The sequence below is a fragment of the Pseudomonas sp. URIL14HWK12:I6 genome (assembly GCF_000514195.1).
Taxonomy (GTDB): domain Bacteria; phylum Pseudomonadota; class Gammaproteobacteria; order Pseudomonadales; family Pseudomonadaceae; genus Aquipseudomonas; species Aquipseudomonas putida_A.
Map to the genome: position 1 here is coordinate 375,573 of NZ_AZVL01000002.1, position 26,408 is coordinate 401,980.

The window sequence follows — 26,408 nt, forward strand, 5'->3', positions numbered from 1 at the left end:
ACCGCTTTCGCGAGCAAGCCCGCTCCCACAATTTTTGATTTGTGTTTAGCTCTCAATTTTTGCGAGGTTTCACCGGATGAGAATCCTCGGCATCCTTTGCCTGCTCCTAACCCTCAGTGGTTGCAGTTCGTTGTTGTTCTACCCCGAGCCGGGCCAGATCTTCACCCCGGAAAAAGCCAAGCTCGAATACCGCACCGTCACATTGGTCACGGCGGATGGTTTGAAGCTGAACGCCTGGTGGCTACCGGCCAAACCTGGCGTCGAAGTCAAAGGCACAGTCCTGCACCTGCACGGCAACGGCGGCAACCTGCCGATGCACCTCGGCGGCAGTTGGTGGTTGCCGAAAAATGGTTATCAGGTGCTGCTGGTGGACTATCGCGGGTATGGCTTGTCCGAGGGCAAGCCGAGCCTGCCGGCGATCTATCAGGACATCGACGCCGCGTTCGCCTGGCTCGACAAGGCGCCAGAGGTCAAAGGCAAGCCGCTGATCCTCCTCGGCCAGAGCCTCGGCGGCTCGATGGCCGTGCATTGGCTGGTGCAGCACCCGGAGCGGCAGAAGCAACTCAAGGCCTTCGTGCTCGACGGTGTGCCCGCCAGTTACCGCAGCGTCGGCCAGTATGCCCTCAGCACTTCATGGCTGACCTGGCCGTTTCAGGTGCCGCTGTCGTGGCTGGTGCCGGACGGCGACAGCGCGATCAACTCGATGCCGCAGCTCACGGGCGTGCCGAAACTGATCTTTCACAGCATCGATGACCCGCTGGTGCCAATGGCCAACGCCATCCGCCTGTATCAGGCAGCGCCGCCACCGCGTGTGCTGCAGCTGACCCGCGGCGGCCACGTGCAGACCTTCGGCGACCCGGTCTGGCGCCAGGTGATGCTGCGCTATCTGGAAGACCCCGAGCATTTCAACGGCCTGCGCCGCCTCGGCGAGATCCCGAATTATCCGCAACCCCCGAATTCTGAAGATGAGAGTCCGCAATGACTGAAGAACGTAACGCCATCCCGCTGATCATCACCGGTATCTGCAGCATCCTCGGCACCGTCGGCGCCCTGTGGTACTACGGTTACCTGCACTTCGCCAAACCCGAGGATGCGCTGCTGCTCAACGAATTCACCATGCTCAAGACCGTGCCGGGCGAAGACTACAAAGTCTCACTGGACCCGGCGCCGCAAGTGGCGCAGTGCATCGATGGCGTGCTGGTGCTGTTCGACACCGAGCAGAAAGGCCTGACCGGGGTGCTGATCAATGCGCAGAAAAAAGCCGTGCGCTGCATGGGCCAGGAAACCCCACAAAAACGCGAACCATAACCCGATAAAAACTGTGGGAGCGGGCTTGCTCGCGAAAGCGGTGTGTCAGTCACTCTATATTCCGACTGATCCAGCGCTTTCGCGAGCAAGCCCGCTCCCACAAGAGGGGAATGTGTAAGGCCAAAAAAAGCCCCGCCTGATCACTCAGGCGGGGCTTTTGCGTTAGCGCGTGTTGCTTAGTTCGAGCTGACCGCCGAACGTGGCATCACTGGCTGGTTGTCATTGGAAATGGTCACTTCCACACGACGGTTCATCGCACGACCCGAGACGCTGCTGTTATCGGCAACCGGGTATTCCTTGCCATAACCCTGAACCACGATGCGCGAAGGATCTACGCCCATCTTGATCAGAGCGACTTGTACCGAGGTGGCACGACGCTCGGACAGCGACTGGTTGTACGAAGCCGCGCCGGTGCTGTCGGTGTAACCCTCGACGATCACTTTGCGATCAGGGTTTTCCTGAAGGAATTGTGCCAGTTTGTTGATGTTCACCAGACCGCTGGATTTCAGGTCAGCCTTGTTGGTGGCGAACAGCACGTCACCGAAGGTCACCAGGGTACCGCGATCGGTCTGCTTGGCGTTCAGGCTCTGCTGCAGTTGTTTGATCTGCTGATCACGAGCGTCCAGACGCGCCTGGGCACGTTGCGCGGCAGCGTTTTTCAGGTTGTTTTCAGCGGTGCGCAGGGCGATGGTCTGCTTGGCCACTTCCACGCGCTGGTTGGTCAGGTAGGCCAGTTGGTCAACCTTGGCTGCGTCTTGCTTGTCCAGATAAGCCTTGTCGGCCTTGTCCAGGTAATCGCTGGCGTCCTTGGTTTCCAGGGCAGCGACTTTGCTCGCCTGTGGGTTGGCCTGCAGGCCGGCGTAGTTGGTGCGCGCCTGTTCCAGGTTCGGGTTAGGCGGAGTAGAGCAGGCAGCCAGGGCAACGCTTGCGGCCAGAAGAGCGGGGATCATCAGTTGCTTACGCATAATTTGTCGTCCTTTCTATCGATAAAAGTTTCAGCTTTGCGATTCGGGATGCGCGCTTACTGCACGGTGCGCTGACTTTCCTGACGCAGTTCCTGAACACCTTTCTGGGAATCCTTCACAGCCTGTTCGGCCTTGGCAGCCTGAGCCTTGCGTTCTGCTACGCGAGCGTCCCATTCAGCTTGTTCGGCGAGGGTGCGAGCCTGTTCATACTTCTTGTCGTGCATGGCAATTTCGGCTTGCTTGAGCTTGTCCTGAGCCTGCTTCATTTCCACTGCAGCGAACTCGGTACCACCGGCGCTGACGGCGCTGTTGACGGCCGATTGAGTCACGGCGTACTGCTCGGTCGGCGGGTTACCGGCGCAACCGGCCAGAACGAAGCTGGTACCGATAGCCAGAGCAGCCAGTTTCAGACCGCGCAGGTGGGAGAACGAGGTTTGGGTCTTCATGGTCTTCAACTCCATTGTTTAACTCCTGATAAAACCGAAAATCCATCCTGGTCGAGGAGCCGCAAGCGTCGTGTAAAAGCGCGTTTTTGAAACGCTCGTTCCAGGCGTGGTTACAGCTTCCGACCGGAGGCGTTTTTCAAAAGTTCAGAAAAGATGGCCTATCCCCAAATTTTTTTTTGACCAGATGGACAAGGCTCTAAACCGGGAACTTTGGTGGCGGGGAGAGGTACGCGCGGGGTAAAAAGTGTGGGATTTTTGAAGTTCAATACAGTCAATGTGGGAGCGAGCCTGCTCGCGAAAGCAGTCTGTCAGGCACTGTAGAGGTGACTGTTCTGACGCTATCGCGAGCAGGCTCGCTCCCACAGTTTGATGGGGTTGTGTCAGTGCTTTTGCTTGCCGGCAGCGGCGGATAAATCCTGCAGATGCCGGCGAGAAAGCGCCAGAAACCGCGGTGTCGGCCCGACATCTTCATACAGCGGATCACCTTCCTCATCAGTCGCCACCACCGTCGAACCTTTCACATACGGCAGGCTCGCCTCGAATTCTTCGAGCGCGGCGCCGATCAGTTCGCCGAGCAGTTCTTCCGGGTGGCGTTTGGGGTACATCTCGGCGATCGCCGCCAGTCGTGCAGCGGCCTCGACGTCCAGATGAATCGTGTAGCCAGTGTCGGTCAGTCGACCCTTGGCGTTTTCTTCCCAATGCTGGGCGAGTTCACGAATTTTCATGATGACCTCATTTCGCGCCTGCTCGTGGCAGGCCTGGGTGAGTGTCCGGCGGGGCCGGCGGCAAGCCGTTGTGCGGCTTACTGTTGAGACTAGCTCCAAGCCCCAAGGTTTAAAGTCCCTTCGTCGTCTGCTTGTAAGAAGCGCCGTAGAGCGGCACTCTCTGGGCAAAGCATTCGTTTCTGCGCCGTCCCGATTAACGCTGGAGAACTGCTGATGACCGATATTGATGCACGCTTGCGCGAGGACGTTCACCTGCTCGGTGAGCTGTTGGGCAATACCATCCGTGACCAGTACGGCGAGGAATTTCTCGACAAGATCGAGCAGATTCGCAAGGGCGCCAAGGCCGACCGCCGTGGCTCGATGGACGCCGAACTCAGCGCCAGCCTCAATCAGTTGAGCGAAGACGAACTGCTGCCGGTGGCGCGGGCGTTCAACCAGTTTCTCAACCTGGCGAACATCGCCGAGCAGTATCAGCTGATTCATCGCCGCGAAGAGTCGCAGCCCGCGCCGTTCGAGTCCCGCGTGCTGCCGGAACTGCTCGCCCGCCTGCGCAATGAAGGTCACAGCGCCGAATCGCTGGCCCGGCAACTGGCGCGCCTGGAAATCGAACTGGTGCTGACCGCGCACCCGACCGAGGTGGCGCGGCGCACCTTGATCCAGAAGTACGACGCGATCGCTGCGCAACTGGCCGCCCAGGATCATCGCGACCTGACCAGCGCCGAGCGCGAACAGATCCAGAACACCCTGCAACGGCTGATCGCCGAAGCCTGGCACACCGAAGAAATCCGCCGCACCCGACCGACCCCGGTCGACGAAGCGAAATGGGGATTTGCGGTGATCGAACACTCGCTGTGGCAGGCGATCCCCAATCATATGCGCAAGGCCGACAAGGCGCTGTATGAAGCGACGGGCCTGCGCTTGCCACTGGAGGCGGCGCCGATTCGCTTTGCCTCGTGGATGGGTGGCGACCGTGACGGCAACCCGAATGTCACGGCCGCAGTGACCCGCGAAGTGCTGTTGCTGGCGCGCTGGATGGCTGCCGACCTGTATCTGCGCGATGTCGATCACCTGGCGGCCGAGCTGTCGATGCAGCAGGCCAGCGATGCGCTCAAGGCCAAGGCCGGCGACAGCGCCGAACCTTACCGGGCGGTGCTCAAGCAATTGCGCGAACGCCTGCGCGCCACGCGCAACTGGGCGCACGCCTCGCTGAGCGCAACAACGCCAGCGCCAGCCGACGTGTTGCACAACAACCGCGATCTGCTCGATCCGCTGGAGCTGTGCTTCAACTCGCTGCACGAGTGCGGCATGGGCGTGATCGCCGACGGGCCGTTGCTCGATTGTCTGCGCCGGGCGGTAACCTTCGGCCTGTTCCTGGTGCGCCTCGATGTGCGTCAGGACTCGACGCGGCATAGCTCGGCGATGACCGAAATCACCGACTACCTCGGCCTCGGTCGCTACGAAGACTGGGATGAAGAACAGCGCATCAGCTTCCTCACCCGCGAATTGAGCAATCGTCGCCCGTTGTTGCCGGCGCATTTCAAACCGTCCGCCGACACCGCTGAAGTGCTCGCCACTTGCAAGGAAATCGCTGCCGCACCGGGCGCCTCGCTGGGTTCCTACGTGATCTCGATGGCGGGCGCCGCCTCCGACGTGCTGGCGGTGCAATTGCTGCTGAAAGAGTCCGGCGTGCTGCGGCCGATGCGCGTGGTGCCGCTGTTCGAAACCCTCGCCGACCTCGACAACGCCGGGCCGGTGATGGAGCGTCTGTTGCTGCTGCCGGGCTACCGCGCGAGGCTGCAAGGCCCGCAGGAAGTGATGATCGGTTATTCCGACTCGGCCAAGGACGCCGGCACCACCGCGGCGGCGTGGGCGCAATATCGCGCGCAGGAGCGGCTGGTGGAGATCTGCCGCGAGCAGCAAGTCGAACTGCTGTTGTTCCACGGTCGCGGTGGCACCGTGGGCCGTGGCGGCGGTCCGGCGCACGCGGCGATTCTGTCGCAGCCGCCGGGCTCGGTGGCGGGGCGCTTCCGCACCACCGAGCAGGGCGAAATGATTCGATTCAAATTCGGCCTGCCGGACATCGCCGAGCAGAACCTCAATCTGTATCTGGCTGCCGTGCTGGAAGCGACGTTGTTGCCACCACCGCCACCGACGCCCGAATGGCGACACCTGATGGATGAACTGGCCGCCGATGGCGTCGCCGCGTACCGCGCCGTGGTGCGTGAAAATCCGCAGTTCGTCGAGTATTTCCGCCAATCGACGCCGGAGCAGGAACTGGGGCGCTTGCCCCTTGGCAGCCGTCCGGCCAAGCGCCGTGCCGGTGGGATCGAGAGCCTGCGGGCGATCCCGTGGATTTTCGGCTGGACGCAAACGCGGCTGATGCTGCCGGCCTGGCTCGGCTGGGAAACTGCGCTGAGCAAGGCGCTGGAGCGCGGCGAAGGCGAACTGCTCGGGCGGATGCGCGAACAGTGGCCGTTCTTTCGCACCCGTATCGACATGCTGGAAATGGTCCTGGCCAAGGCCGACGCTGACATCGCGCTGTCGTACGACCAGCGTCTGGTCGAGCCGGACTTGCTGCCGTTGGGCGCGCAGTTACGCGACCTATTGTCGCAGGCGTGTGCGGTGGTGCTTGGTCTGACCGGGCAGTCGCAGCTGCTGGCACATAGCCCAGAGACCCTGGAATTCATCCGTCTGCGCAACACTTATCTTGATCCGCTACATCTATTGCAGGCTGAGCTGTTGGCCCGATCACGGCAGCAAAATGTCGAGCAGGGCAGCCCGGTGGAGCAGGCGCTGCTGGTGTCTGTGGCGGGGATTGCCGCCGGGTTGCGCAATACCGGCTAAGGTTTTTGCGGTGGCATCAGGCACCCGGTGCACAGGCCGGGTGCCGCTTTGTACACAGGGAGAAAGTGCGGTCAGGCGACAGTTAGTGATGGGGTTGCGACTTGGGTTACCGCGTCGCAAGGTCGCGGCGGGCGCCGGTTTCTCCGACTTTTGGCGTCTTGTGTGGGCGCAGCCTGCTGTGTATCTTGATCAGCCTTTGGCCGTTTGTGCGGCCACGACCCGTTTTTTAAGATTGGCCCAAAGAGGCGAATCCTGTTGTTTTCTATATAAAAAATTGAGGAGCACATCGATGCGCGTCATTCTGCTGGGAGCTCCCGGGGCCGGTAAAGGTACTCAGGCTAAGTTCATCACCGAGAAATTCGGCATTCCGCAAATCTCCACCGGCGACATGCTGCGTGCAGCGGTCAAGGCTGGCACTCCGCTGGGCGTTCAAGCCAAGAGCATCATGGATGCCGGCGGCCTGGTGTCGGATGACCTGATCATCGCGCTGGTGCAGGATCGCATCGCTCAACCAGACTGCGCCAACGGCTTTCTGTTCGACGGTTTCCCGCGCACCATTCCACAGGCCGAAGCGCTGGTAACTGCCGGTGTCGAGCTGGACGCCGTGGTTGAAATCGCTGTTGAAGACGAAGAAATCGTTCAGCGTATCGCCGGTCGTCGCGTTCACGAGGCCAGCGGCCGCGTTTACCACATCGTCTACAACCCGCCGAAAATCGCTGGCAAAGACGACATCACTGGCGAAGAGCTGGTGCAGCGCAAGGACGACACCGAAGAAACCGTGCGTCATCGCCTGTCGGTCTACCATTCGCAGACCAAGCCGCTGGTGGACTTCTACCAGAAGCTTTCCGCTGCCAACGGCAAGCCGAAGTACAGCCATATTCCGGGCGTTGGTTCGGTTGAAGCGATCACCGCCAAGGTGCTCGAAGCGCTGAGCTGAAAAAGCTGATCGGCTGCATCATCCACGGCCCGCTTGCGGGCCGTAGTTGTTTATACTGACGCACTTTTTCCACCACCTGTTTTGGATACATCGATGAGCACCTTGCTGGCCCTGGACACCGCGACCGAAGCTTGCTCCGTTGCCTTGCTGCATGACGGCAAGGTCACGAGTCATTACGAGGTGATCCCGCGTCTGCACGCGCAGAAACTGCTGCCGATGATCCAGCAACTGCTGGCCGACGCCGGCACCACGCTGCAAGCGGTTGATGCGATCGCGTTCGGTCGTGGGCCGGGTGCGTTTACCGGTGTACGGATTGCCATCGGCGTGGTGCAGGGGCTGGCGTTCGCGCTGGATCGTCCGGTGTTGCCGGTGTCGAACCTCGCCGTACTGGCGCAACGTGCGTATCGCGAACACGGCGTCAGCCAGGTCGCGGCGGCCATTGATGCGCGGATGGATGAAGTGTATTGGGGCTGCTACCGCGAGACGGCCGGTGAGATGCGTCTGGTCGGTGCCGAAGCGGTGCTGCCGCCGGAAGTCGCGGCGCTGCCGGCCGATGCCAGCGGCGAATGGTTCGGTGCCGGTACCGGTTGGGGTTACGGTGAGCGGATCGCGGTCAAACCGAGCGGTTCCGATGCCGGCATGCTGCCTCACGCCGAAGACCTGCTGACCCTGGCGCGGTTTGCCTGGGAACGCGGCGAGTCGATCCCGGCGGATGATGCGCAACCGGTTTACCTGCGCGACAAAGTCGCCACCCCGAAGGCTCGCTGATTCACCACAAAACCTGTGGGAGCGGGCTTGCTCGCGAAGAGGTCATGTCAGTCTCTATCCAAGTGCCTGACACACCGCTTTCGCGAGCAAGCCCGCTCCCACAGGTTCGGTGTTCACTTAAAGTCACTGCCAATCGTCAGTTTCCAACTCCCCGTTTTAAACCTTTTGCGCTTTATGTGTTCTAGTTATCACTCGGCAGTTTGCTAAGTCGGTCAGGTGCCGCTAAATTGCCATCATCGATACCGAGCATGAAATTATGCGTATAGACGGCCTTTCCTCTCAGTCCTACCCGATCAAGCGCAAGCCTCGCAAAGGCAATGTGGCGCTGGATGAGTCCGTCGACGATATCGACGGCGAGCTGGAATTCCCGACTGAAGAGCAACTGGCCGCCCGCGCTGCCAAAGCCTCCGCACAACGCCTGGCCAATCTGCCTGCCCGTCAGCAAGACATGATTTATCACCGCGCCATGAGCAAAAGCGTAGCGATGGCCTTGGCCAGCTACCTGAGCACCGCCGGTTTTGTCGATTGGGATGCGGATGTGCTGGGCCTCGACCTGTACATCTGATGGATCTGCCTTACTACCTCGGTTGTCCGTCCTGGAGTGAAAACGCCTGGCGCGAGTATCTGTACCCCGAAGACGCCAAGACCTCCGACTTCCTCGCTCTCTACTCCCAAGTGTTCAACGCCGTCGAAGGCAACACGACCTTCTACGCCAGCCCCTCGCCGGCCACCGTGCAGCGTTGGGCCGAGACCATGCCCGAACACTTTCGCTTCACCGCCAAGTTTCCCGGCGACATCAGCCACAGCGGTGATCTGCGTGATCAACTGACCGCCGTCGAAACCTTCGTGAATCTTCTCAGCCCGCTCGGCGAACGTGTTTCGCCGCTGTGGCTGCAATTGTCGAAAAGCTTCACCCCGCATCGTCTGCCGGAGCTGACCGCGTTCATCGACGCGCTGGACCGGCCACTGGCGGTGGAAGTGCGTCACGAGCAGTTCTTCGCCAAGGGCGAGAGCGAACGCCTGCTCAATCGTCTGCTGCTCGACCGTGGCGTGGAGCGCATCTGCCTCGATCCACGGGCGCTGTTCAGTTGCCTGTCGACCGAGTCTTCGGTGATCCACGCGCAATCGAAAAAGCCGCGGGTGCCGACCCGTCCGGCGGCGTTTACCCAGTTCCCGCAGGTGCGCTTCATTGGCCACCCGGAGCTGGAAGCCAATGATCCGTTCCTGGTGCCGTGGGTGACGAAAATCGCCGAGTGGATCGAAGAGGGCCGCACGCCGTACATCTTTCTGCATACCGCCGACAACGTCATGGCGGCGAAGCTGGCGCAACGTTTTCACGCACAATTGATGCAACGTTTGCCTGGCCTGCCATCCCTGCCTGAGCTATACAGAGAACCCGCCGCCGAGCAACTCGGCTTGCTCTGAAGGCGGATTTTTCCCCTGCCCAGGAGCCTGCCGATGGACGCCCACGCCCTTCAAGAACAAACCCGCAAAGCCCAGGCCTTCAAGGCCCTGCATGAAGGTGCGGGGATTTTCGTGATTCCCAACCCGTGGGATGCCGGCTCGGCGAAGATGCTCGCCAGTCTGGGCTATCAGGCGTTGGCGACCACCAGCGCCGGTTACGCGTTTTCCCAGGGCAAGGCCGACGGCGCCCTGAGTCTCGATGACACCCTGGCCAACGTCCGGGCGATTGTCGCGGCCACGGATTTGCCGGTAGCGGTGGACCTGGAAAACGGTTTCGCCGATGACCCGGCCGAGTGCGCCAAAAGCTTGCTGCGTGCGGCCGAGTCCGGCGCGGTGGGCGGTTCGATCGAAGATGCCACGGGCCGTGCCGACGCACCGATCTACTGCTTCGAACACGCCGTTGCACGCATCGAGGCCGCCGTCGCTGCGGTGCGCACGCTGCCATTTCCCTTCATCCTGACTGCCCGCGCGGAAAACTACCTGCACGGCAATCCCGATCTCAACGACACCATTCGCCGCCTGCAAGCCTTTGCCGAGGCGGGTGCCGACGTGCTGTATGCGCCGGGTCTGCGCAGCGCCGAAGAGGTGTTGGCGGTGGTGCACGCAATGGCGCCGAAGCCGGTCAATGTGTTGATGTCCGGCGGTTTGAAACTGACCGTACGGGAGTTGGAAGAAATGGGTGTGCGCAGGATCAGCACCGGCTCGGCGCTGGCCTTGGCAGCGTTCGGCGAGTTCTTCCGCGCGGCTGAAGAGATCCAGCAGCGCGGCACCTTCGGCTTTACGTCGCAGTCGATGCCGTACGCCAAGGCCAATCAGTTTTTCAAAGGCTGAGCATGGGTCGCTGGATCGCGCTGTCGCTACTGCTGATCATCGCGGGTGCCGTGTTCAGCGTCTGGCGCGGCTGGCTCGATGTGCCGGCCGAGTGGAACCCGTGGGCGCCGCTGGACGTGAAGGCCGCGCCGAACTGGCTGACCGGTTTCAAGCTGATGCGCCTGCGCGGCAATCCCGAATTATGCGCACAAGTCCTGAGCAACTCGGGTCTGCGCGTCACCGCGCAAGCCGACAGTCCCGATGCCAAGTGCCCGCTGATCGGCACCGTGCGCGTGCAGGGCGGTGGTGAGGTGGCGCTGAGCAGCAGCTTCCTCGCCAGTTGTCCGCTGGCGGTGGCTTACGCGATGTTTGAACGGCATACCCTGCAACCCGCCGCGCAATCTGTTTACGGGCAGAGGGTGGCGCGCCTTGATCACCTCGGCAGCTTCGCCTGCCGCAATGTCTATAACCGCGAGAGCGGGGCGCTCAGCCGGCATGCCAGTGCCGATGCGCTGGACATTGCCGGTTTTCGTCTGGCGGACGGGCGCCCTATCAGCGTGCTCAAGGACTGGCCGAAGCAGAATCAGGATGCGCAGTTTCTGCGGCAGGTGCGCGATGGCGCCTGTGAGGCGTTCAGTGTGGTGTTGAGTCCGGATTACAACGCCGCCCACCGCAATCACTTTCATGTCGATGTCGGGCGCTGGAGCGTGTGTCGCTGAGGGATCAGGCGGCGAGGCGCAGGTTCTGCAGGACGATCGGGCGCGCCCAACCGTTATCGAAGTCCAAAGCCTTCTGCTGCTCGACGATTTCTTCCGGCGGGAACGGCGGATAAGGTTTTTGCAGCAGGTCGAGGTCGAATTCGGCAATCGGCAGGTACAGCGGCTTCTTCTGTGGCGCCGGGCCAGGCTCTGGCACCGGCTGACCGTTGTTGATTACGATCGGGCGAACCCAGCTGCTGTCGAAGTCCTGCTGCTCTTGCTGAGCTTTGAGTTCTTCTGGCGGGAACGGTGGGAACGGCTTGTCCAGCAGATCGGTTTCGAACTCGGCGATCGGCAGGAACAGCGGCTCCGGCGGGCGCACTTCGGTCTCGACCAAGTCGCACTGACGCTGCTCGACGATGTGCGCGTGCAACTCGCTGCCCAGGGTCGGTTCTTCCGGGCTGTTCAGGTCAACCGGTGGAAAGGTGCCACAGGCCGGCACCACATCACTCGTCTGTTCGGCCATCGCCTGGGCAAAGAAATCCTGCCACAGGTGACTGACGCCGCCCAATGCTTGAGTGTTATGACGGCTGAAGTCGCCCTTGGGCGAAATGTAGCCAATCGATGTGGGAAGAATGCCTGACATTTTTTTCGGTTGACGCTCAGCTCTGGCAAAATGCGCGTTGATTGGTTTATCGGCCACTTTTTGCCGATCCTTAACTTTTTTGAGCGTGTTTTCATGATTGAGCAACCCGCGGCCTGCCGCATCCATGTCCAGGCCCTCGACCCGACGTTTGAAGCGCAAGCCGAGCAATGGGCCGAGCGCCTGGGCCTGCCGCTGCAGGAGGACGACGGCGAGTTCGCCTTGCAGGTTGGCGAGCAGGGTTTGCAGCTGCAACAGCTCGGCCCGGATGCGCCGGGACCGGTGCGGGTGGACTTTGTCGAGGGGGGCGCGGCGCACCGGCGTCTGTACGGCGGCGGCAGCGGGCAGATGATCGCCAAGGCGGTTGGCATCGCCCAAGGTGTGCGTCCACGGGTGCTGGACGCCACGGCGGGGCTGGGCAAGGACGCGTTCGTGCTGGCCAGTCTGGGCTGCGAGATGAGCCTGATCGAACGCCAGCCGCTGATCGGGGCGTTGCTGGAGGATGGTCTGGCGCGGGCAGCGGAAGATTTCGACGTGGCGCCGATTGTCGCGCGGATGAAGTTGCTCAAGGGCAACTCGATCGAGGTCATGCGCAACTGGGAGGGCGAGCCACCGCAGGTGATCTACCTCGACCCGATGTTCCCGCACCGCGAGAAAACCGCGCTGGTGAAGAAGGAAATGCGCCTGTTCCGGCCGCTGGTCGGGGATGATCCGGATGCGCCGGCATTGCTCGAAGCGGCGCTGGCCCTGGCGACACACCGGGTGGTGGTCAAGCGCCCGCGCAAGGCGCCGTGCATCGAGGGGCCGAAGCCGAGCCATGCGCTGGATGGCAAGTCGAGCCGGTATGACATCTACCCGAAGAAAGCACTCAAACCCTGAGACCGCGTCGCCGCCTTCGCGAGCAGGCTCGCTCCCACATTGGAATGCATTTCAAATGTGGGAGCGAGCCTGCTCGCGAAGGGGGTAGACCAATCACCAGGTCTCTAGGGTCTGTAAGCCCGCATGAACAACCCCACTACCTCCTGCACATGACTCTCTGAGGCCTCTTCGCTCAGCGGCTCACCGCAGCAATACAGCAAACGAAAATTCCCTGCGCCCTTGATCAGGCAGAAGAAATGCTCGGCCGCATTACGCGGCAGGTCGATGCTCAGCGCGCCGGTCTCGTCGATGCGTTTCAGCAACCGTTCCATGCCTTGCACCATGCGCTCGGGACCGGCGTCGTAGAAAATCTGTGACAGCTTCGGATCCTGCGTGCCCAGCGCCATCATCAAGCGATGCAGATTCACCGACTCGTCGCTGTTGATCAGTTGATGAAAGCCTCGGGCAATGTTCAGCAACACATTTTCCACGGGGATTCCGGCGGGCAATTCGAAGAACAGCGGCGGTAGTTGCTCCTCGCATTTGGCCATCACCGCAGAGGAGAACAGCGTCTCCTTGTCGTTGAAGTGGCTGTAAACCGTCAGTTTCGACACGCCAGCCTCGGCGGCGACCGCGTCCATGCTGGTGTTGGCGTAGCCGTGACTCAGAAACAGGATTTTCGCCGCGTCGAGGATCGCCCGGCGCTTGGCCGGATCCTTCGGACGGCCCGGGCCGTTTGGAGCTGCAAGATTGTTCGACATTCTTCGCTTTTAATACTGGACTGGTGAGTTTGCTATTAATACCATACCGGCCAGTATAAATATTCCAAGCACCATTAGCGAAAGGTCCGTCACCATGTTCCGCCATGCGTTGTCGTTTGCCGTGCCAGTCAGCCTGGCTGTTTTATTGTCCGCATGCGGTCAGGAAGAGGCGACGCAAGTCAGCGTTCGACCGGCCATGGTGGTGCAGCCAGAGCCTTCGGCGCAGGCGATGGAAAGTTATCCGGGCGAGGTGCGCGCCCGTTACGAACCGGATCTGGCGTTCCGCATTGGCGGCAAAGTCAGCCGACGACTGGTCGAGGAAGGCCAGCGCGTGAAGGCTGATCAACCATTGGCCGAGCTCGATCCGCAGGATGTGCGCCTGCAACTGGAAGCCACCCGCGCACAGGTCGCCGCCGCCGAAGCCAATCTGAACCTGGTGCGCGCCGAGCGTGACCGCTACAAGACTTTGATGGAGCGGCAGATGGTCAGTCGTTCGGCCTACGACAACGCGGAAAACCTCTACCGCTCCGGCGAAGCGCGCCTCAAGCAGATCAAAGCCGAATTCAACGTCTCGACCAACCAGGCCAGTTACGCCGTGTTGCGCGCGCCGCAGGACGGCGTGGTGGCCAAGCGTTCGGTGGAAGTCGGGCAAGTGGTTGCCGCCGGGCAAACCGTGTTCACCCTCGCCACCGATGGCGAGCGTGAAGTGTCGATCAGCCTGCCGGAGCAGAGCTTCGGGCGGTTCAAGGTCGGCCAGCCAGTGACCGTTGAACTGTGGACGCAGCAGAACCAGCGCTTCGCCGGGCAGATTCGTGAACTGTCGCCGGCAGCCGACCCGAAATCCCGCACCTTCGCCGCGCGCATCTCGTTCACCAGCGGCAAAGTCCCGGCTGAGCTCGGGCAGAGCGCCCGGGTGTTCGTGCAATCGGCGGATGCTGTGCCGCTGTCGGTGCCGCTTTCGGCCCTGACTGCCGAGAACGGCGCGACCTACGTCTGGGTCGTCAACGCCAACAACACCCTGAAAAAGACTCCAGTGCGCATCGGCCCGTTCGGCGAGAAAAGCGTGCCGGTGCTCGAAGGCCTCAACGCCAGCGACTGGGTGGTGGCCGCCGGTGTTCACGTATTGCTCGAGGGTCAGCAGGTGCGGCCTGTGGATCGCTCCAACCGTGTGGTCAATCTGGCGGACAAGGAGTAAGTCCCGATGCGCTTCAACCTTTCTGAATGGGCGCTGCGTAATCGCCAGATCGTACTGTTCCTGATGCTTTTGCTGGCCATCGTCGGTGCCTTGTCCTACACCAAGCTCGGCCAGAGCGAAGACCCGCCGTTCACCTTCAAGGCTATGGTCATCCAGACCCGCTGGCCGGGGGCGACCGCGCAGGAAGTCTCGCGTCAGGTCACTGAACGCATCGAAAAGAAATTGATGGAAACCGGCGAGTACGAACGCATCGTGTCGTTCTCCCGCCCGGGTGAGTCGCAGGTCACGTTTATTGCCCGCGATTCGATGCATTCCAAGGAAATTCCCGACCTCTGGTACCAGGTGCGCAAGAAGGTCAGTGACATTCGTCAGACCTTGCCGCCGGATATTCAGGGACCGTTCTTCAACGATGAATTCGGCACCACGTTCGGCAACATCTATGCGCTGACCGGCGACGGTTTCGATTACGCGGTGCTCAAGGATTACGCCGATCGCATCCAGATTCAGCTGCAACGGGTCAAAGATGTCGGCAAGGTCGATCTGCTCGGTTTGCAGGACGAGAAGATTTGGGTCGAGTTGTCCAACGTCAAACTCGCCACCCTCGGTTTGCCACTGGCGGCTGTACAGCAAGCGCTGCAAGAGCAGAACGCGGTGTCCACCGCCGGGTTCTTTGAAACCGGCAGCGAGCGCGTGCAACTGCGGGTCTCGGGGAATTTTCAGACGGTCGAGGAGATCAAGAACTTCCCGATCCGCGTCGGTGACCGGACGTTCCGCATCTCCGATGTCGCCGATGTGCATCGCGGTTTCAACGATCCACCGGCGCCGCGCATGCGCTTCATGGGCGAAGACGCCATTGGTCTTGCGGTGGCGATGAAGGACGGCGGCGACATTCTGGTGCTGGGCAAAGCGCTGGAAGGCGAGTTCTCGCGCCTGCAGAAAAACCTTCCGGCCGGCATGCAATTGCGCAAGGTGTCCGACCAACCGGCGGCGGTGAAAACCGGGGTCGGCGAGTTCGTCCAGGTGCTGGTCGAGGCGCTGGCGATCGTATTGCTGGTGAGCTTCTTCTCCCTCGGCGTGCGCACCGGCATGGTGGTTGCGCTGACCATTCCGCTGGTGCTGGCGATGACCTTCGCCTGCATGTATTACCTCGGCATCGGACTGCACAAGATCTCCCTCGGCGCGCTGGTGCTGGCGCTGGGCTTGCTGGTGGACGACGCGATCATCGCCGTGGAAATGATGGCGATCAAAATGGAACAGGGCTTCGACCGGATCAAGGCCGCGAGCTACGCCTGGACCAGCACCGCGTTCCCGATGCTCACCGGTACGCTGATTACCGCCGCCGGCTTCCTGCCGATTGCCACCGCGCAGTCCGGCACCGGCGAATACACCCGTTCGATCTTTCAGGTAGTGACCATCGCCTTGCTCGCCTCATGGGTGGCAGCGGTGATGTTCGTGCCGTATCTGGGGGAAAAACTCCTGCCGGATCTGGCAAAGATTCATGCGGCCAAACACGGCACGGCTGACGGGCAAGCCGACCCGTATGGCACGCCGTTTTATCAACGGGTTCGACGTCTGGTGGAGTGGTGCGTGGCGCATCGCAAAACCGTGATCGTGCTGACGGTGGGGCTGTTTATTGCGTCGGTGATGCTGTTCCGTTTCGTCCCGCAGCAGTTCTTCCCGGCCTCCAATCGATTGGAGTTGATGGTCGATCTGAAACTCGCTGAAGGGGCGTCGCTGGCCAACACCACGGCGGAGGTCAAACGCCTGGAAGCGATGCTCAAGGATCACGCCGGCATCGATAACTACGTAGCGTATGTCGGCACCGGCTCGCCGCGTTTCTACCTGCCGCTGGATCAACAACTGCCGGCGGCGAGCTTCGCCCAGTTTGTGGTGTTGGCGAAAAACATCGAGGAGCGCGAGACCCTGCGCACCTGGTTGATCGAGACCCTTAACGAGCAATTCCCGACCCTGCGTTCGCGGGTCACGCGTCTGGAAAACGGTCCGCCGGTTGGTTATCCGGTGCAGTTCCGCGTCACCGGTGAGCACATCGAGGAAGTCCGTGCGCTGGCGCGTAAAGTGGCAGCCAAGGTTCGCGAAAACCCGCATGTGGTCAACGTGCACCTGGATTGGGAAGAGCCGAGCAAAGTGGTGTACCTGAACATCGATCAGGATCGTGCGCGGGCGCTCGGTGTGAGCACGGCCAATCTGGCGAAATTCCTCCAGAGTTCGCTGACCGGCTCGAGTGTCAGCCAGTACCGCGAGGACAACGAGTTGATCGAGATTCTGCTGCGCGGCACGGTGCATGAGCGCACCGAGTTGACGTTGCTGCCGAGTCTGGCGGTGCCGACCGATAACGGTCGCAGTGTGGCGCTGTCGCAGATTGCCACGCTGGAATACGGGTTTGAGGAAGGGATCATCTGGCACCGTAATCGTCTGCCGACCGTGACAGTGCGTGCCGACATTTACGGCAAGGAGCAGCCGGCGACGCTGGTGAAGCAGATCGAGCCGACGCTGGATCCGATCCGTGCCGAATTGCCTGACGGGTATCTGCTGGATGTTGGCGGTACGGTTGAAGATTCGGAGCGTGGACAGAAGTCAGTGAATGCCGGGGTGCCGATGTTCATTGTGGTGGTGCTGACGTTGCTGATGGTGCAATTGCGCAGTTTCTCGCGCACGGCGATGGTGTTTCTGACGGCGCCGCTGGGGTTGATCGGGGTGGTGTTGTTTCTGATGGTGTTCCGCCAGCCGTTCGGGTTTGTGGCGATGCTGGGGACGATCGCGCTGTCGGGGATGATCATGCGCAACTCGGTGATTCTGGTGGATCAGATCGAGCAGGATATTGCCTCTGGTCTCAAGCCTTGGCAGGCGATTATCGAGGCGACGGTGCGGCGTTTTCGGCCGATTGTGTTGACGGCTTTGGCGGCGGTGCTGGCGATGATTCCTTTGTCGCGCAGTGTGTTTTTCGGGCCGATGGCGGTGGCGATCATGGGGGGGTTGATTGTGGCTACGGCTTTGACGCTTTTGTTTTTGCCTGCTTTGTATGCGGCCTGGTTCCGAGTGCGTCGCGACGCTTGATGGTTTTGGACTTGGCGGCCTTTGGGCCGACCAGGTTCTGGGTGTTCTTTGTGAATATCCGTTTCTTCGGGGGTTGCGGCTGGCGGTTTCGCCCTTACGGCGACTCCCTTTGGCAAACGCCCCAAAGGAAGCAAAGGTCTTGGCCCCGGCGTACGGCCCTCGCTTAGGCTCGGGTTCCTTCGTTGCGGGGTTCATCCGGGGGCATCGCCTCCGGTTTGCTTCGCTGCACCTCCTCTCGATGTGTTCGACTTCGTCGAACGGTCGCTGCGCTCCCACCCCCGGACAAACCCCTCCACTCAGCCTGCCGAAGGGGCCGGCAAGGCAAGATCAAAAGCTTTCGGCGAGCTGACACTCGGCCATTTGAGTGGTGAAGAGCATGCGGTCTGTCTGGACTGCTTTGCTTTTCTGTGGGAGCTGGCTTGCCAGCGAAGGCGGCCTGACAGCCGACCAGGCTCTAACTGACTCACCCAACCCACTGTAGGAGTGAGCCTGCTCGCGATGGCGGCCTAGTAGCCGACCACTCTCCAACTGCCTGCACTCAATCCAACTGTGGGAGCGGGCTTGCTCGCGAAGAGGCCCGCCCAGCCACCCAACCTCTCTGGTCTGTTTAAAAATGTTCCAGATAACCAGAACCTTCCCACAAGGTTTTCAGGTTGCCCGTCGGAAGCGCGATCTCTAGCCTGAGTCTGTCGCTGCAAAAATCAGCGACCGGGTTTCGCAGCCCGGTTAAACTTCAGACGCACAGCGTCCACCATCCGAAAGCGGGCGCTTTTTTATGCCTGTGTCATGGCGGTTGTGCGCGGGATACCTTCGGGTATGCCGGGTGCCTGAAGTCCCGGTCTGCGAACCTGCGTACAGCCGCCACCCTGCATTCGTTTCGCAGCGAATGGTGGCGGCTCCACTACTTCAGGAGTTCCACCATGTTCAAACACACCCCAAATCCCCCAGAATCGGCACCCGAAACCACCCCCGAACGACCAACCGACCCCGTCTCCCCCTACGCCTTCCTCGATTCGCGCAAGCTCCACGACGCAGCCCTGCGTGCGCTCGATCACTACCTCCTGCCCCAGCCTGAAAAACAGCCCAAACCCGTCACTCAGCCCAGCACAATCTTCACTGTTCTCCCCGAAGTCGATTCCGAGACCCTGCTGGCCCATGCCTGTGAAACGCTGGCCTCGGCCAATGTCATGGCCAGTGAGTTGGCGTTTACCCTGAGCGGCCCGACGTGCAGTCAGCTTCTCGGTATCCAGCAGATGATTTCGCTCGCGGAGCTGTCGGTTAACCGCGTCCTCGATCAGGTGGATCCGCAAGGCTGACCCACAATAAAAAGCCCGCTGACCTTCACCGGTTCAGCGGGCTTTTTCGTGCCGCGGCAAAAATTACAAGGTGCCGAACACTTTCTTCGCCAGCCCCGTCGCTGCAGCAGCCGGATTCTTGCGGATGGTTTGTTCCTGTTTGCCGATCATTTCGAACAGGCCATTGAGCGCTTGTTCAGTGACGTAGTTTTCGACGTTGGCGCTTTTCGCATCCACCACGCCGAGGGTCGCGGCCTGGCCGGCGAAGGCGTTGTACTTTTGTGCGACGCCGACTTTGTCGGTGGCTTGTTTGACGATGGGCAGGAACTTGGCGCGGATCTGTTCGCGGCTGGTTTTGTCCAGGTATTGGGTGGCCGAGTCAGTGCCGCCGCTGAGGATGCCTTTGGCGTCGGCCACGGTCATTTTCTTCACGGCGTCGACGAGGATCGGTTGGGCCTGGGTCACGGCGCTTTCTGCGGCCTTGTTCATGGCGGTTTCGAGTTCGTCGACCTGGGCGCCCATGCCGAAGGCTTTCATCTTGCCGGCGACTTTGCCGAGTTTGCCCGGCAGTTCGATTTTCACTTCCGGGTTGTTGCTGAAGCCGCCCGGGGTGCCGAGTTGTTTGACGGCGATTTGCGCGCCTTGGGTCAGGGCGTCCTTGAGGCCGCCGGTGGCGTCTTGTTGCGAGAGGTCGCTGAGCGACAGTGCCAGGGCGCTGGCAGAGATCATCAGGCCCGCGCACAGGCCGGCGAAGCGAAGGGTAGGGCGGAACATGGCAGCTTCCTTGAAAGACAATTAGCGAATCGCGTCGACGCGGATTTTCAGCGGCTGCGGATCATTGCCGTCCAGTTGCACGGCGTGGTTTTCGGTGGTGATGAACATCAACTCGCCGTTGACTTCGATGCGCGCGCTGACCGAGTAGCGGTGGCCGGGTTTGACCTGGGCCGGATCGTAACTCAAGTGGAACGGCAGCGGCACCTGGCCTTTGACCGGGCCTTTCTGTTCGTCGAGGACCACCGCCGGGGCGTCGGCCAGCGATACGTCCTGCAGGCTCACGCTCAAAGTCGCGCTCGGTGGCAGGGCGATGCGTTGCAGGTAGAACACTTCGCCGTCGAGGCCGACTTTGCCGGCGGGGGTGGTCGACTGGCAGGCGCTCAACAGGGTGGCTGCGGCGAGAAGGGTGAGTTTTTTCATCGGGGCCTCTGAGACGGTTGCGCCGGAAGAATCCCGGCGCCGAAGGAAATCTAGCGGATTTTGGTGCCAGCGTCAGTGAACAAACGTAAGGGTTTTTCCAGCCACTGCATTAATTTCTGAAACGACAGCGCGCTTGTGTTGGGCATCGCGGGAGCCAGTTCGACTTGTTCAGGTGAGATCACAAGACGTTGATGGTAGCGGTTTTCAATACCCGTCAGTGCATAGCGTTTACCGGGTATAACGCTGTCAGGATCATATTTCAGATAAAAACCGGAGACTGACTGTTCGTCTTGTTTGACATGCACCAGCTCAACTTCGGGAGACTCTGCTTCATGCAGACTGATGGTGACCGCTTCTTCTGGCGCAACAATTTCGGCTTCTTGAGCCTCGACATATAGAAAACCGATCGGGCTCAGGTGCAGGGTTTGGCGATGGGGAGTGTTGTTGACAGTGACGAAGTAGTCCTGCTCGATCAGCAAGGGTATTTGGTCATGAAGGATCTGCACATTGACTTGGTACCTGACGCCTACATCGCCGTAGTGATGAGGGAAGTCAAATTTCCAGCCGGCGTCGAAGATCGCAGCACGGTGCCAGTCCTTGATGTTAACAGGCGATTGGGAATTGAATACTTTGACGCTGACAATGGTTTCATTGACACCATCGGCAGGCGCGTGGAATTCGGGCGGTAGACGGAAGTCCAGGATTACTGCGCAAGTTTCTTCGTTTAACAGGCTCATCTCGATATCCGTATCGTGATTGGTGGGTTGCGCCTATTAATCCATGAATCAACTAACGGGGCCATTGAAGTGCGCGCCCGTTAGTTGTCAGCAAGTTTCAGACTTGTGGTGTATCCGCTGTTTCGGCGGCATCTTCACTGCGATGCAAGGCCACTTGACGAATCGACAGACGAATCTCCGCCGGCAACACCCGTTTGGCAGCGCCTTCGGCCAGTTCGCCGAGCAGTTCGTGGTAGCTCAGCTTGCCCGCTTCGTCGCGGCGCAGCACGTCGAGGTCGAGCAGGGTCTGGATGAAGTGGCGGAACAGGCTCTTGTCGAAGAACTCCGGGGCGTTCAAACCGTGGAGGATCGACAGGCGCTGGGCCATGACCGTGCACAGATCCTCCAGCTCTTCGGCGCTGATGCTGTTCTGGCCGCTGTTGAGCAGCAGGGACACGGTCATGTAGAAGCGCTGCAGGGTCTGCGCGATGCTTTTCGACAGCAGGGTCAGCAGGACAAAGTGCCGCGAACTTGGCGCCGGACGCATGTATACGTCCTTCTCGAAACGCAGCAGGCCTTGCTCGACGAAAGCTTCCAGCCATTGATCGACCACGCCGTCCAGTTCCTCCAGGCTCCAGCGAATGAACAGCTCCGATTGCAAGTACGGATACAACGCGCGGGTGTAGCGCAGGATCTGTTCGCGGCTCATGCGCGAGGTGCTCTGGAAGAAGCTCGCCAGCAGCGCCGGCAAGGCGAAGATGTGCAGCACGTTGTTGCGGTAGTAGGTCATCAGGACAGCGTTCTGCTCGTCCAGATAGAGAATCTTGCCCAACGCATCGTTCTGTTCGGACAGCAGATCCATGTCCTTCACATGCTCTATCAGCGCACGGCCATCGCCTTCCGGCAGGGTCGTGTGCGGCGAGTAAGGGACTTTGCGCAGCAACGCCAGATACAGGTCCAGCACCCGCGCCATGGCTCGATCGTCCAGCGCCAGGCGGGTGGTCGACAGCAGCGCCAGCGCCACCAGGTTGACCGGGTTGATCGCCGCTGCTTCGTTCAAGTGCTGCGCGACTTTCTCGCCAAGGCGGTTGGTGGTCTCGTTGAGCCATGCCGGTTTGTACTGCGGGCCGAGTTCCTGCTGGCGCCAGTCTGGCTGTTCGCTGTCGAGGAATTCCGCCAGTTTGATCGGCTCGCCGAAGTTCACCGCGACTTGACCGAAGCGCTGCTTGAGCGCACCGATGACTTTGAAAATGTCGAAGATCGACTCTTTCTTCTTGCTCGCGCCACGCAGTTCGCCAAGGTAAGTACGGCCTTCAAGAACGCGCTCGTAACCGATGTACACCGGCACGAACACGATCGGCATCCGCGATGAGCGCAGGAAGCTGCGCATCGTGATCGCGAGCATGCCGGTTTTCGGTTGCAGCATGCGCCCGGTGCGCGAGCGGCCGCCCTCTACGAAGTATTCCACCGGGAAACCTTTGGTGAACAGGGTGTGCAGGTATTCGTTGAACACCGAGGTGTACAGCGGATTGCCCTTGAACGTGCGGCGCATGAAGAACGCGCCGCCACGGCGCAGCAGGCTGCCGATCACCGGCATGTTGAGGTTGATCCCGGCGGCGATGTGCGGCGGGGTCAGGCCGTTGCGGAACAGCAAGTACGACAGCAACAGATAGTCGATGTGGCTGCGGTGGCACGGCACGTAGATCACTTCGTGACCCTGGGCGACCTTCTGCACGCCTTCGATGTGGTTGACCTTGATCCCGTCGTAGATCTTGTTCCAGAACCAGCTCAGCACCACTTCGAGAAAACGGATCGCGGTGTAGGTGTAGTCCGAGGCGATCTCGTTGCCGTAGCGCAGGGCCTGGGCCTTGGCTTTTTCCGGGGAGATGTTCTCGCGTTCGGCTTCGTCGAGGATCGCTTGCTTGACCAGTGGCTGGTTGAGCAGGCCTTTGACCAGGTTACGACGGTGCGAGATGTCCGGGCCGATGACGGCGGCTTTCAGATTGCGGAAGTGCACGCGCAGGATGCGCTGGGCCATGCGCACGGTGCGTTCGTGGCCCTTGTTGTGCTCGATCAGTTCGCGCAGGTGGATCGGCGCGGAGAACTGCACGCGGGTCTTGCGCCCGAGGACGATGATGCTCAGCAGTCGGCGCAAGCGCCCGGTGACCGCCCAGCTGTCGGCGAACAGCAGCTTCCACGGACTGTTTTCGCTGTCCGGCGACTGGCCCCAGAACACGCTGACCGGAATGATCTGCGCATCTTCGGCGGCGTTCTGGGTCAGGGCGCTGACCAGACGGGTCAGGGTCGGCGGTGCGCCGCGCTTGTCCTGACGACCGAGCCAGTCCGGATCTGGCGTCAGATAGAAAAACGCCGCCGGTTCGATCAACGGCCCCACCGACACTGGCAGCACCGGACGCGGCAGGCCGGCCTTGGTGCACTCGGTGTCGACCACCGCCAGATCGGTGAGCGAAGGGTTTTGCAGGACGTAGAACACCGGACGACTGCGGTCGAGGTTGAGGGTGAACGACGACTGGTTGATCGTCTCCGAGCGAACCCAGAGGTACAACAGTCGGCGCAAGGTGCCAAACACAAGACGGCGGAACGGGGAACGGGTCATACGGCTTCTGCGTGAGTGAATAAAACCGAGCGTTTGCTCGGGAGGTCGACAGTTTGCCGTATTCACCGAAAATCGGCAAAAAAGCGGCGAAGTAATCTCCTGTTGAGACTTTTTGCGCCTGTCATATACTCGGCAATCTGTCGCCGGGGCCCTTTATGGACGTCGGGCGCAGGCTGACGTTCCGCAAAGGCTTTCCTGCGAAAAGCCTGTTCAATAATAAAAAAGGAGTATGAACAGATGGCAACACGTGAAACCGGCAATGTGAAGTGGTTCAACGACGCCAAGGGCTACGGCTTCATTCAGCGCGACGACGGGGTGGACGTGTTCGTGCACTACCGCGCGATCCGTGGCGAAGGGCATCGGTCGCTGACTGAAGGTCAGCAGGTTGAGTATGCGGTGGTGACGGGGGAGAAGGGATTGCAAGCAGAAGACGTTGTAGGCCTGTAATACAACCCTTCAAAACACCCCAAAACCAAATGTGGGAGCGGGCTTGCTCGCGAATGCGTCGTGTCATTCAGCACATCTGGAGCTGATACACCGCATTCGCGAGCAAGCCCGCTCCCACATGGGATATGTGTTGCCCGGGATTACGCGGTTTTCCAGGTGATCTCTTCTTCACCGTCGGCGCTGATGCGAATCCAGCGATCAGCCGTTTCCTCACCTTCTTCCTCGACCCACGTGCCCGGTGCGCAACGTACTTCGACGTTCAGCGCAGCAAAGGCTGCGCGGGCGCAGGCGATGTCGTCGTCCCATGGAGTCGCATCGCTTTCCAGGTACAGGCTGTTCCACTTGCCCACGGCTTTCGGCAGCCAGGTCACCGGGATGTTGCCGGCCTTGCACTTGTAGGTCTGGCCTTTCTGTACCCAGTCGCTGCACGGGCCCAGAGCCTCACCGAGCCAGGCGGAAATCGCCTTGTGGTCGACGTCGGCGTCTTTCAGGTAAATCTCGATATCCGGTTGGCGCATGGATGTCCTCACTGCGGGTCTGAAAAATCCATTCGCGGATTTAGCCGGCCCCGGGCACTTGCCCGAGACCAAAAGTTATTGAAGAACGAAATAATCGTAGCGCATCGACACGGTGGTCACGAACGGCTCGGCCTGTTCGATCACGGCGGCGCGGCGTTCGGCACTGGCGCGCCAGCCGTGGGGCGTCATCGCCAGCAGGTCGGCGCGATCCTCGGGCTTGTCCAGCGTCAGTTTGAATTCCAGAGTTTCGCTGTGCGCCAGCGCCATGCCTTCCGGCACCAGGGCCAGATGCTTGTCGTCGGTGTATTCGCGCACTTCGTCGTACAGACGTTCGCGCAGTTCCATCAGGTGGCCGCTGGTCGGACCGACCTTCATCAGGCCGCCGCCGACGCTGAGCAGGCGCTTGGCTTCTGCCCAGTCCAGAGGGCTGAAAACGCTGGCGAGAAACTGGCAACTGCCCGACGCCAATGGCACGCGGGCCATGCTGGCGATCAACCAGGTGATTGCCGGATTACGCTTGCAGGCGCGTTTGACCGCCTCGCGGGAGATGTCCAGTGCGTAGCCATCGGCGTCCGGCAGGGCATCGGCGATCTGTGCGGTGTAGTAACCCTCGCCGCAACCGATATCGACCCAGCGTGCCGGCGCATAACTCGCCGCCAGCTCGGCCAGACGCTTGGCCACCGGCGCGTAATGCCCGGCATTCAGGAAGTCGCGGCGCGCCTCGACCATCGCCTGATTGTCGCCAGGGTCGCGACTGTTCTTGTGCTGCACCGGCAACAGATTCAGGTAACCCTGACGCGCACGGTCGAAGCGGTGGCCGGCGGGGCAGACCACGCCGTTGTCGACGCTGTTCAGCGGTTCACTGCAGATCGGGCACGCGAGCATCAGGCGAGCAACTTGATCAGGGTCTGGTAATAGATCTCGGTCAGCACGTCGAGATCGGCCGCCAGTACGCGCTCGTTGACCTGGTGAATGGTCGCGTTGACCGGGCCCAGTTCAACCACTTGGGTGCCCATGGTCGCGATGAAACGGCCATCGGAAGTGCCGCCGCTGGTCGACGCCTTGGTCTCGCGGCCGGTGATGTCCTTGATGCTCGACGACACCGCGTCGAGCAGCGCGCCCGGCTCGGTGAGGAACGGCAGGCCGGACAGCGCCCAGTCGATGTGCCAATCCAGATTGTGTTTGTCGAGGATGTCGGCCACGCGTTTCTGCAGGCCTTCGACGGTGGATTCGGTGGAGAAGCGGAAGTTGAACACCGCCACCAGATCACCCGGGATCACGTTGGTCGCGCCGGTGCCGGAGTTGAGGTTGGAAATCTGGAAACTGGTCGGCGGGAAGAAATCGTTGCCGTGATCCCAGTGCTCGGCGGCCAATTCGGCCAGCGCCGGGGCGGCGAGGTGGATCGGGTTCTTCGCCAGATGCGGGTAGGCCACGTGACCCTGCACACCGCGTACGGTGAGCTTGGCGCCCAGCGAGCCGCGACGACCGTTTTTCACCACGTCACCGACCAGTGTGGTGCTCGACGGTTCGCCGACGATGCACCAGTCCAGACGTTCCTTGCGCGCCACCAGACGTTCAACCACCGCTTTGGTGCCGTGGTGCGCCGGGCCTTCTTCGTCGCTGGTGATGAGGAACGCGACCTTGCCCTTGTGGTTCGGGTAGTCGGCGACAAAGCGTTCAGCGGCGACGGTCATCGACGCCAGGCTGCCTTTCATGTCCGCCGCGCCACGGCCGCAGAGCATGCCGTGTTCATCGATCACCGCGTTGAACGGGTCGATCTGCCAGGCGGTCACCGGACCGGTCGGCACCACGTCGGTGTGGCCGGCGAAGCACAGAACCGGGCCGTCGTCGTTGCCGTGCGTGGCCCAGAAGTTATCCACGTCCTCGATGCGCATCGGCTCGAGGGTGAAACCGGCATCGCCCAGGCGCTGCATCATCTGCTTCTGGCAATCGGCGTCGACCGGCGTCACGGACGGACGGCGGATCAGGTCGATGGCGAGTTGGAGGGTCGGCGAAAGGTCGGCGTGGGCCGTCATGGAAATCTCCGGAGTCATGAATGTGGGCGCGGACTGACTGTAGGAGTGAGCCTGCTCGCGATTGCGGTGTGTCAGTCAACTTAAACAT

The 26,408-nt window shown here is 61.1% G+C and carries 26 protein-coding genes; 14 read left to right on the forward strand and 12 right to left on the reverse strand.

Annotation, left to right across the window (positions count from 1 at the left end):
* The first annotated feature begins 76 nt into the window (after positions 1-76).
* Both H043_RS0105375 and H043_RS0105380 read left to right on the forward strand, forming a co-directional pair.
* A complete protein-coding gene (locus H043_RS0105375; RefSeq protein ID WP_027610999.1) occupies positions 77-982 on the forward strand; it encodes an alpha/beta hydrolase in 906 nt (301 codons plus the stop codon).
* Positions 979-1,308 (forward strand): hypothetical protein, encoded by a 330-nt coding sequence (locus tag H043_RS0105380; RefSeq protein ID WP_027611000.1) that lies wholly within the window; start codon positions 979-981, stop codon positions 1,306-1,308. Before H043_RS0105375 ends, H043_RS0105380 begins: the two co-directional genes overlap by 4 nt.
* Positions 1,309-1,484: 176 nt before the next feature.
* On the opposite strand, the gene H043_RS0105385 is transcribed toward H043_RS0105380, so the two are convergent.
* From H043_RS0105385 to H043_RS0105395, 3 genes are all read right to left on the reverse strand, one after another.
* On the reverse strand, positions 1,485-2,273 hold the full coding sequence (locus tag H043_RS0105385; RefSeq protein ID WP_007964218.1) for an OmpA family protein: 789 nt from the start codon (positions 2,271-2,273) through the stop codon (positions 1,485-1,487).
* Between the two features lie 56 nt (positions 2,274-2,329).
* Complete coding sequence (locus H043_RS0105390) at positions 2,330-2,734, reverse strand: DUF4398 domain-containing protein (protein ID WP_007964219.1); 405 nt, start codon at positions 2,732-2,734, stop codon at positions 2,330-2,332.
* Between the two features lie 365 nt (positions 2,735-3,099).
* A complete protein-coding gene (locus tag H043_RS0105395; RefSeq protein ID WP_003222064.1) occupies positions 3,100-3,444 on the reverse strand; it encodes a hypothetical protein in 345 nt (114 codons plus the stop codon).
* Positions 3,445-3,657: 213 nt separating this feature from the next.
* Here H043_RS0105395 and ppc point away from each other — a divergent pair, with 213 nt between their 5' ends.
* The 7 genes from ppc to H043_RS0105430 all read left to right on the forward strand — a co-directional run bounded on the left by ppc (position 3,658) and on the right by H043_RS0105430 (position 10,986).
* Positions 3,658-6,288, forward strand: coding sequence for a phosphoenolpyruvate carboxylase (ppc, locus tag H043_RS0105400; RefSeq protein ID WP_027611001.1), 2,631 nt, complete (start codon positions 3,658-3,660; stop codon positions 6,286-6,288).
* A 289-nt stretch (positions 6,289-6,577) separates the two neighbouring features.
* Complete coding sequence (adk, locus tag H043_RS0105405) at positions 6,578-7,225, forward strand: adenylate kinase (RefSeq protein WP_027611002.1); 648 nt, start codon at positions 6,578-6,580, stop codon at positions 7,223-7,225.
* 93 nt (positions 7,226-7,318) lie between these two features.
* On the forward strand, positions 7,319-7,993 hold the full coding sequence (gene tsaB / locus H043_RS0105410) for a tRNA (adenosine(37)-N6)-threonylcarbamoyltransferase complex dimerization subunit type 1 TsaB (RefSeq protein WP_027611003.1): 675 nt from the start codon (positions 7,319-7,321) through the stop codon (positions 7,991-7,993).
* Positions 7,994-8,249: 256 nt separating this feature from the next.
* Positions 8,250-8,558, forward strand: a complete 309-nt coding sequence (locus H043_RS0105415) for a hypothetical protein (RefSeq protein ID WP_003222071.1) — start codon at positions 8,250-8,252, stop codon at positions 8,556-8,558.
* A complete protein-coding gene (locus H043_RS0105420; protein ID WP_027611004.1) occupies positions 8,558-9,418 on the forward strand; it encodes a DUF72 domain-containing protein in 861 nt (286 codons plus the stop codon). The genes H043_RS0105415 and H043_RS0105420 overlap by 1 nt, the downstream gene beginning before the upstream one ends.
* A gap of 33 nt (positions 9,419-9,451) precedes the next feature.
* The gene (locus H043_RS0105425) at positions 9,452-10,288 is read left to right on the forward strand and encodes an oxaloacetate decarboxylase (protein ID WP_027611005.1); all 837 of its coding nucleotides are present in this window, start codon (positions 9,452-9,454) and stop codon (positions 10,286-10,288) included.
* Between the two features lie 2 nt (positions 10,289-10,290).
* Positions 10,291-10,986 (forward strand): extensin family protein, encoded by a 696-nt coding sequence (locus H043_RS0105430; RefSeq protein ID WP_027611006.1) that lies wholly within the window; start codon positions 10,291-10,293, stop codon positions 10,984-10,986.
* Between the two features lie 4 nt (positions 10,987-10,990).
* On the opposite strand, the gene H043_RS0105435 is transcribed toward H043_RS0105430, so the two are convergent.
* Positions 10,991-11,611, reverse strand: a complete 621-nt coding sequence (locus H043_RS0105435) for a hypothetical protein (protein WP_027611007.1) — start codon at positions 11,609-11,611, stop codon at positions 10,991-10,993.
* A gap of 96 nt (positions 11,612-11,707) precedes the next feature.
* Here H043_RS0105435 and H043_RS0105440 point away from each other — a divergent pair, with 96 nt between their 5' ends.
* Positions 11,708-12,487: a class I SAM-dependent methyltransferase gene (locus H043_RS0105440; protein WP_177325607.1), complete on the forward strand. Its 780-nt coding sequence runs from the start codon at positions 11,708-11,710 to the stop codon at positions 12,485-12,487.
* 104 nt (positions 12,488-12,591) lie between these two features.
* Here the strand turns inward: H043_RS0105440 and H043_RS0105445 are convergent, their stop codons facing one another.
* Complete coding sequence (locus tag H043_RS0105445; RefSeq protein WP_027611009.1) at positions 12,592-13,227, reverse strand: TetR/AcrR family transcriptional regulator; 636 nt, start codon at positions 13,225-13,227, stop codon at positions 12,592-12,594.
* A 94-nt stretch (positions 13,228-13,321) separates the two neighbouring features.
* Here H043_RS0105445 and H043_RS0105450 point away from each other — a divergent pair, with 94 nt between their 5' ends.
* The 3 genes from H043_RS0105450 to H043_RS0105460 all read left to right on the forward strand — a co-directional run bounded on the left by H043_RS0105450 (position 13,322) and on the right by H043_RS0105460 (position 18,813).
* A complete protein-coding gene (locus tag H043_RS0105450; RefSeq protein ID WP_027611010.1) occupies positions 13,322-14,422 on the forward strand; it encodes an efflux RND transporter periplasmic adaptor subunit in 1,101 nt (366 codons plus the stop codon).
* A gap of 6 nt (positions 14,423-14,428) precedes the next feature.
* Positions 14,429-17,497, forward strand: a complete 3,069-nt coding sequence (locus tag H043_RS0105455; protein WP_027611011.1) for an efflux RND transporter permease subunit — start codon at positions 14,429-14,431, stop codon at positions 17,495-17,497.
* A 920-nt stretch (positions 17,498-18,417) separates the two neighbouring features.
* Positions 18,418-18,813: a DUF6124 family protein gene (locus H043_RS0105460; protein WP_027611012.1), complete on the forward strand. Its 396-nt coding sequence runs from the start codon at positions 18,418-18,420 to the stop codon at positions 18,811-18,813.
* Between the two features lie 63 nt (positions 18,814-18,876).
* Here H043_RS0105460 and H043_RS0105465 read toward each other — a convergent pair whose 3' ends face one another.
* The 4 genes from H043_RS0105465 to plsB all read right to left on the reverse strand — a co-directional run bounded on the left by H043_RS0105465 (position 18,877) and on the right by plsB (position 23,319).
* Positions 18,877-19,566 carry a DUF4197 domain-containing protein gene (locus H043_RS0105465; RefSeq protein ID WP_027611013.1) on the reverse strand — a complete coding sequence of 230 codons (690 nt, stop codon included), beginning with the start codon at positions 19,564-19,566 and terminating at the stop codon, positions 18,877-18,879.
* A 21-nt stretch (positions 19,567-19,587) separates the two neighbouring features.
* The gene (locus tag H043_RS0105470) at positions 19,588-19,986 is read right to left on the reverse strand and encodes a YbaY family lipoprotein (RefSeq protein ID WP_003222082.1); all 399 of its coding nucleotides are present in this window, start codon (positions 19,984-19,986) and stop codon (positions 19,588-19,590) included.
* A 50-nt stretch (positions 19,987-20,036) separates the two neighbouring features.
* Positions 20,037-20,723: a hypothetical protein gene (locus tag H043_RS0105475; RefSeq protein ID WP_027611014.1), complete on the reverse strand. Its 687-nt coding sequence runs from the start codon at positions 20,721-20,723 to the stop codon at positions 20,037-20,039.
* A gap of 97 nt (positions 20,724-20,820) precedes the next feature.
* Positions 20,821-23,319: a glycerol-3-phosphate 1-O-acyltransferase PlsB gene (gene plsB, locus H043_RS0105480; RefSeq protein WP_027611015.1), complete on the reverse strand. Its 2,499-nt coding sequence runs from the start codon at positions 23,317-23,319 to the stop codon at positions 20,821-20,823.
* A gap of 237 nt (positions 23,320-23,556) precedes the next feature.
* Here plsB and H043_RS0105485 point away from each other — a divergent pair, with 237 nt between their 5' ends.
* The gene (locus H043_RS0105485) at positions 23,557-23,766 is read left to right on the forward strand and encodes a cold-shock protein (RefSeq protein ID WP_003222087.1); all 210 of its coding nucleotides are present in this window, start codon (positions 23,557-23,559) and stop codon (positions 23,764-23,766) included.
* 140 nt (positions 23,767-23,906) lie between these two features.
* Here H043_RS0105485 and H043_RS0105490 read toward each other — a convergent pair whose 3' ends face one another.
* The 3 genes from H043_RS0105490 to dapE form a co-directional block, all read right to left on the reverse strand.
* The gene (locus H043_RS0105490) at positions 23,907-24,284 is read right to left on the reverse strand and encodes a hypothetical protein (protein WP_007964251.1); all 378 of its coding nucleotides are present in this window, start codon (positions 24,282-24,284) and stop codon (positions 23,907-23,909) included.
* 75 nt (positions 24,285-24,359) lie between these two features.
* Positions 24,360-25,169 (reverse strand): putative RNA methyltransferase, encoded by an 810-nt coding sequence (locus tag H043_RS0105495; RefSeq protein ID WP_027611016.1) that lies wholly within the window; start codon positions 25,167-25,169, stop codon positions 24,360-24,362.
* Positions 25,169-26,320 carry a succinyl-diaminopimelate desuccinylase gene (gene dapE, locus H043_RS0105500; protein ID WP_027611017.1) on the reverse strand — a complete coding sequence of 384 codons (1,152 nt, stop codon included), beginning with the start codon at positions 26,318-26,320 and terminating at the stop codon, positions 25,169-25,171. Before dapE ends, H043_RS0105495 begins: the two co-directional genes overlap by 1 nt.
* Between the last annotated feature and the right edge of the window lie 88 nt (positions 26,321-26,408).

Excerpts from the sequence above, each read along its gene's own strand:
- H043_RS0105375 (WP_027610999.1), top strand. The coding sequence starts at position 77 with ATGAGAATCCTCGGCATCCTTTGCCTGCTCCTAACCCTCAGTGGTTGC.
- H043_RS0105380 (WP_027611000.1), top strand. The coding sequence starts at position 979 with ATGACTGAAGAACGTAACGCCATCCCGCTGATCATCACCGGTATCTGC.
- H043_RS0105385 (WP_007964218.1), bottom strand. The coding sequence starts at position 2,273 with ATGCGTAAGCAACTGATGATCCCCGCTCTTCTGGCCGCAAGCGTTGCC.
- H043_RS0105390 (WP_007964219.1), bottom strand. The coding sequence starts at position 2,734 with ATGGAGTTGAAGACCATGAAGACCCAAACCTCGTTCTCCCACCTGCGC.
- H043_RS0105395 (WP_003222064.1), bottom strand. The coding sequence starts at position 3,444 with ATGAAAATTCGTGAACTCGCCCAGCATTGGGAAGAAAACGCCAAGGGT.
- ppc (WP_027611001.1), top strand. The coding sequence starts at position 3,658 with ATGACCGATATTGATGCACGCTTGCGCGAGGACGTTCACCTGCTCGGT.
- adk (WP_027611002.1), top strand. The coding sequence starts at position 6,578 with ATGCGCGTCATTCTGCTGGGAGCTCCCGGGGCCGGTAAAGGTACTCAG.
- tsaB (WP_027611003.1), top strand. The coding sequence starts at position 7,319 with ATGAGCACCTTGCTGGCCCTGGACACCGCGACCGAAGCTTGCTCCGTT.
- H043_RS0105415 (WP_003222071.1), top strand. The coding sequence starts at position 8,250 with ATGCGTATAGACGGCCTTTCCTCTCAGTCCTACCCGATCAAGCGCAAG.
- H043_RS0105420 (WP_027611004.1), top strand. The coding sequence starts at position 8,558 with ATGGATCTGCCTTACTACCTCGGTTGTCCGTCCTGGAGTGAAAACGCC.
- H043_RS0105425 (WP_027611005.1), top strand. The coding sequence starts at position 9,452 with ATGGACGCCCACGCCCTTCAAGAACAAACCCGCAAAGCCCAGGCCTTC.
- H043_RS0105430 (WP_027611006.1), top strand. The coding sequence starts at position 10,291 with ATGGGTCGCTGGATCGCGCTGTCGCTACTGCTGATCATCGCGGGTGCC.
- H043_RS0105435 (WP_027611007.1), bottom strand. The coding sequence starts at position 11,611 with ATGTCAGGCATTCTTCCCACATCGATTGGCTACATTTCGCCCAAGGGC.
- H043_RS0105445 (WP_027611009.1), bottom strand. The coding sequence starts at position 13,227 with ATGTCGAACAATCTTGCAGCTCCAAACGGCCCGGGCCGTCCGAAGGAT.
- H043_RS0105450 (WP_027611010.1), top strand. The coding sequence starts at position 13,322 with ATGTTCCGCCATGCGTTGTCGTTTGCCGTGCCAGTCAGCCTGGCTGTT.
- H043_RS0105455 (WP_027611011.1), top strand. The coding sequence starts at position 14,429 with ATGCGCTTCAACCTTTCTGAATGGGCGCTGCGTAATCGCCAGATCGTA.
- H043_RS0105460 (WP_027611012.1), top strand. The coding sequence starts at position 18,418 with ATGTTCAAACACACCCCAAATCCCCCAGAATCGGCACCCGAAACCACC.
- H043_RS0105465 (WP_027611013.1), bottom strand. The coding sequence starts at position 19,566 with ATGTTCCGCCCTACCCTTCGCTTCGCCGGCCTGTGCGCGGGCCTGATG.
- H043_RS0105470 (WP_003222082.1), bottom strand. The coding sequence starts at position 19,986 with ATGAAAAAACTCACCCTTCTCGCCGCAGCCACCCTGTTGAGCGCCTGC.
- H043_RS0105475 (WP_027611014.1), bottom strand. The coding sequence starts at position 20,723 with ATGAGCCTGTTAAACGAAGAAACTTGCGCAGTAATCCTGGACTTCCGT.
- plsB (WP_027611015.1), bottom strand. The coding sequence starts at position 23,319 with ATGACCCGTTCCCCGTTCCGCCGTCTTGTGTTTGGCACCTTGCGCCGA.
- H043_RS0105485 (WP_003222087.1), top strand. The coding sequence starts at position 23,557 with ATGGCAACACGTGAAACCGGCAATGTGAAGTGGTTCAACGACGCCAAG.
- H043_RS0105490 (WP_007964251.1), bottom strand. The coding sequence starts at position 24,284 with ATGCGCCAACCGGATATCGAGATTTACCTGAAAGACGCCGACGTCGAC.
- H043_RS0105495 (WP_027611016.1), bottom strand. The coding sequence starts at position 25,169 with ATGCTCGCGTGCCCGATCTGCAGTGAACCGCTGAACAGCGTCGACAAC.
- dapE (WP_027611017.1), bottom strand. The coding sequence starts at position 26,320 with ATGACGGCCCACGCCGACCTTTCGCCGACCCTCCAACTCGCCATCGAC.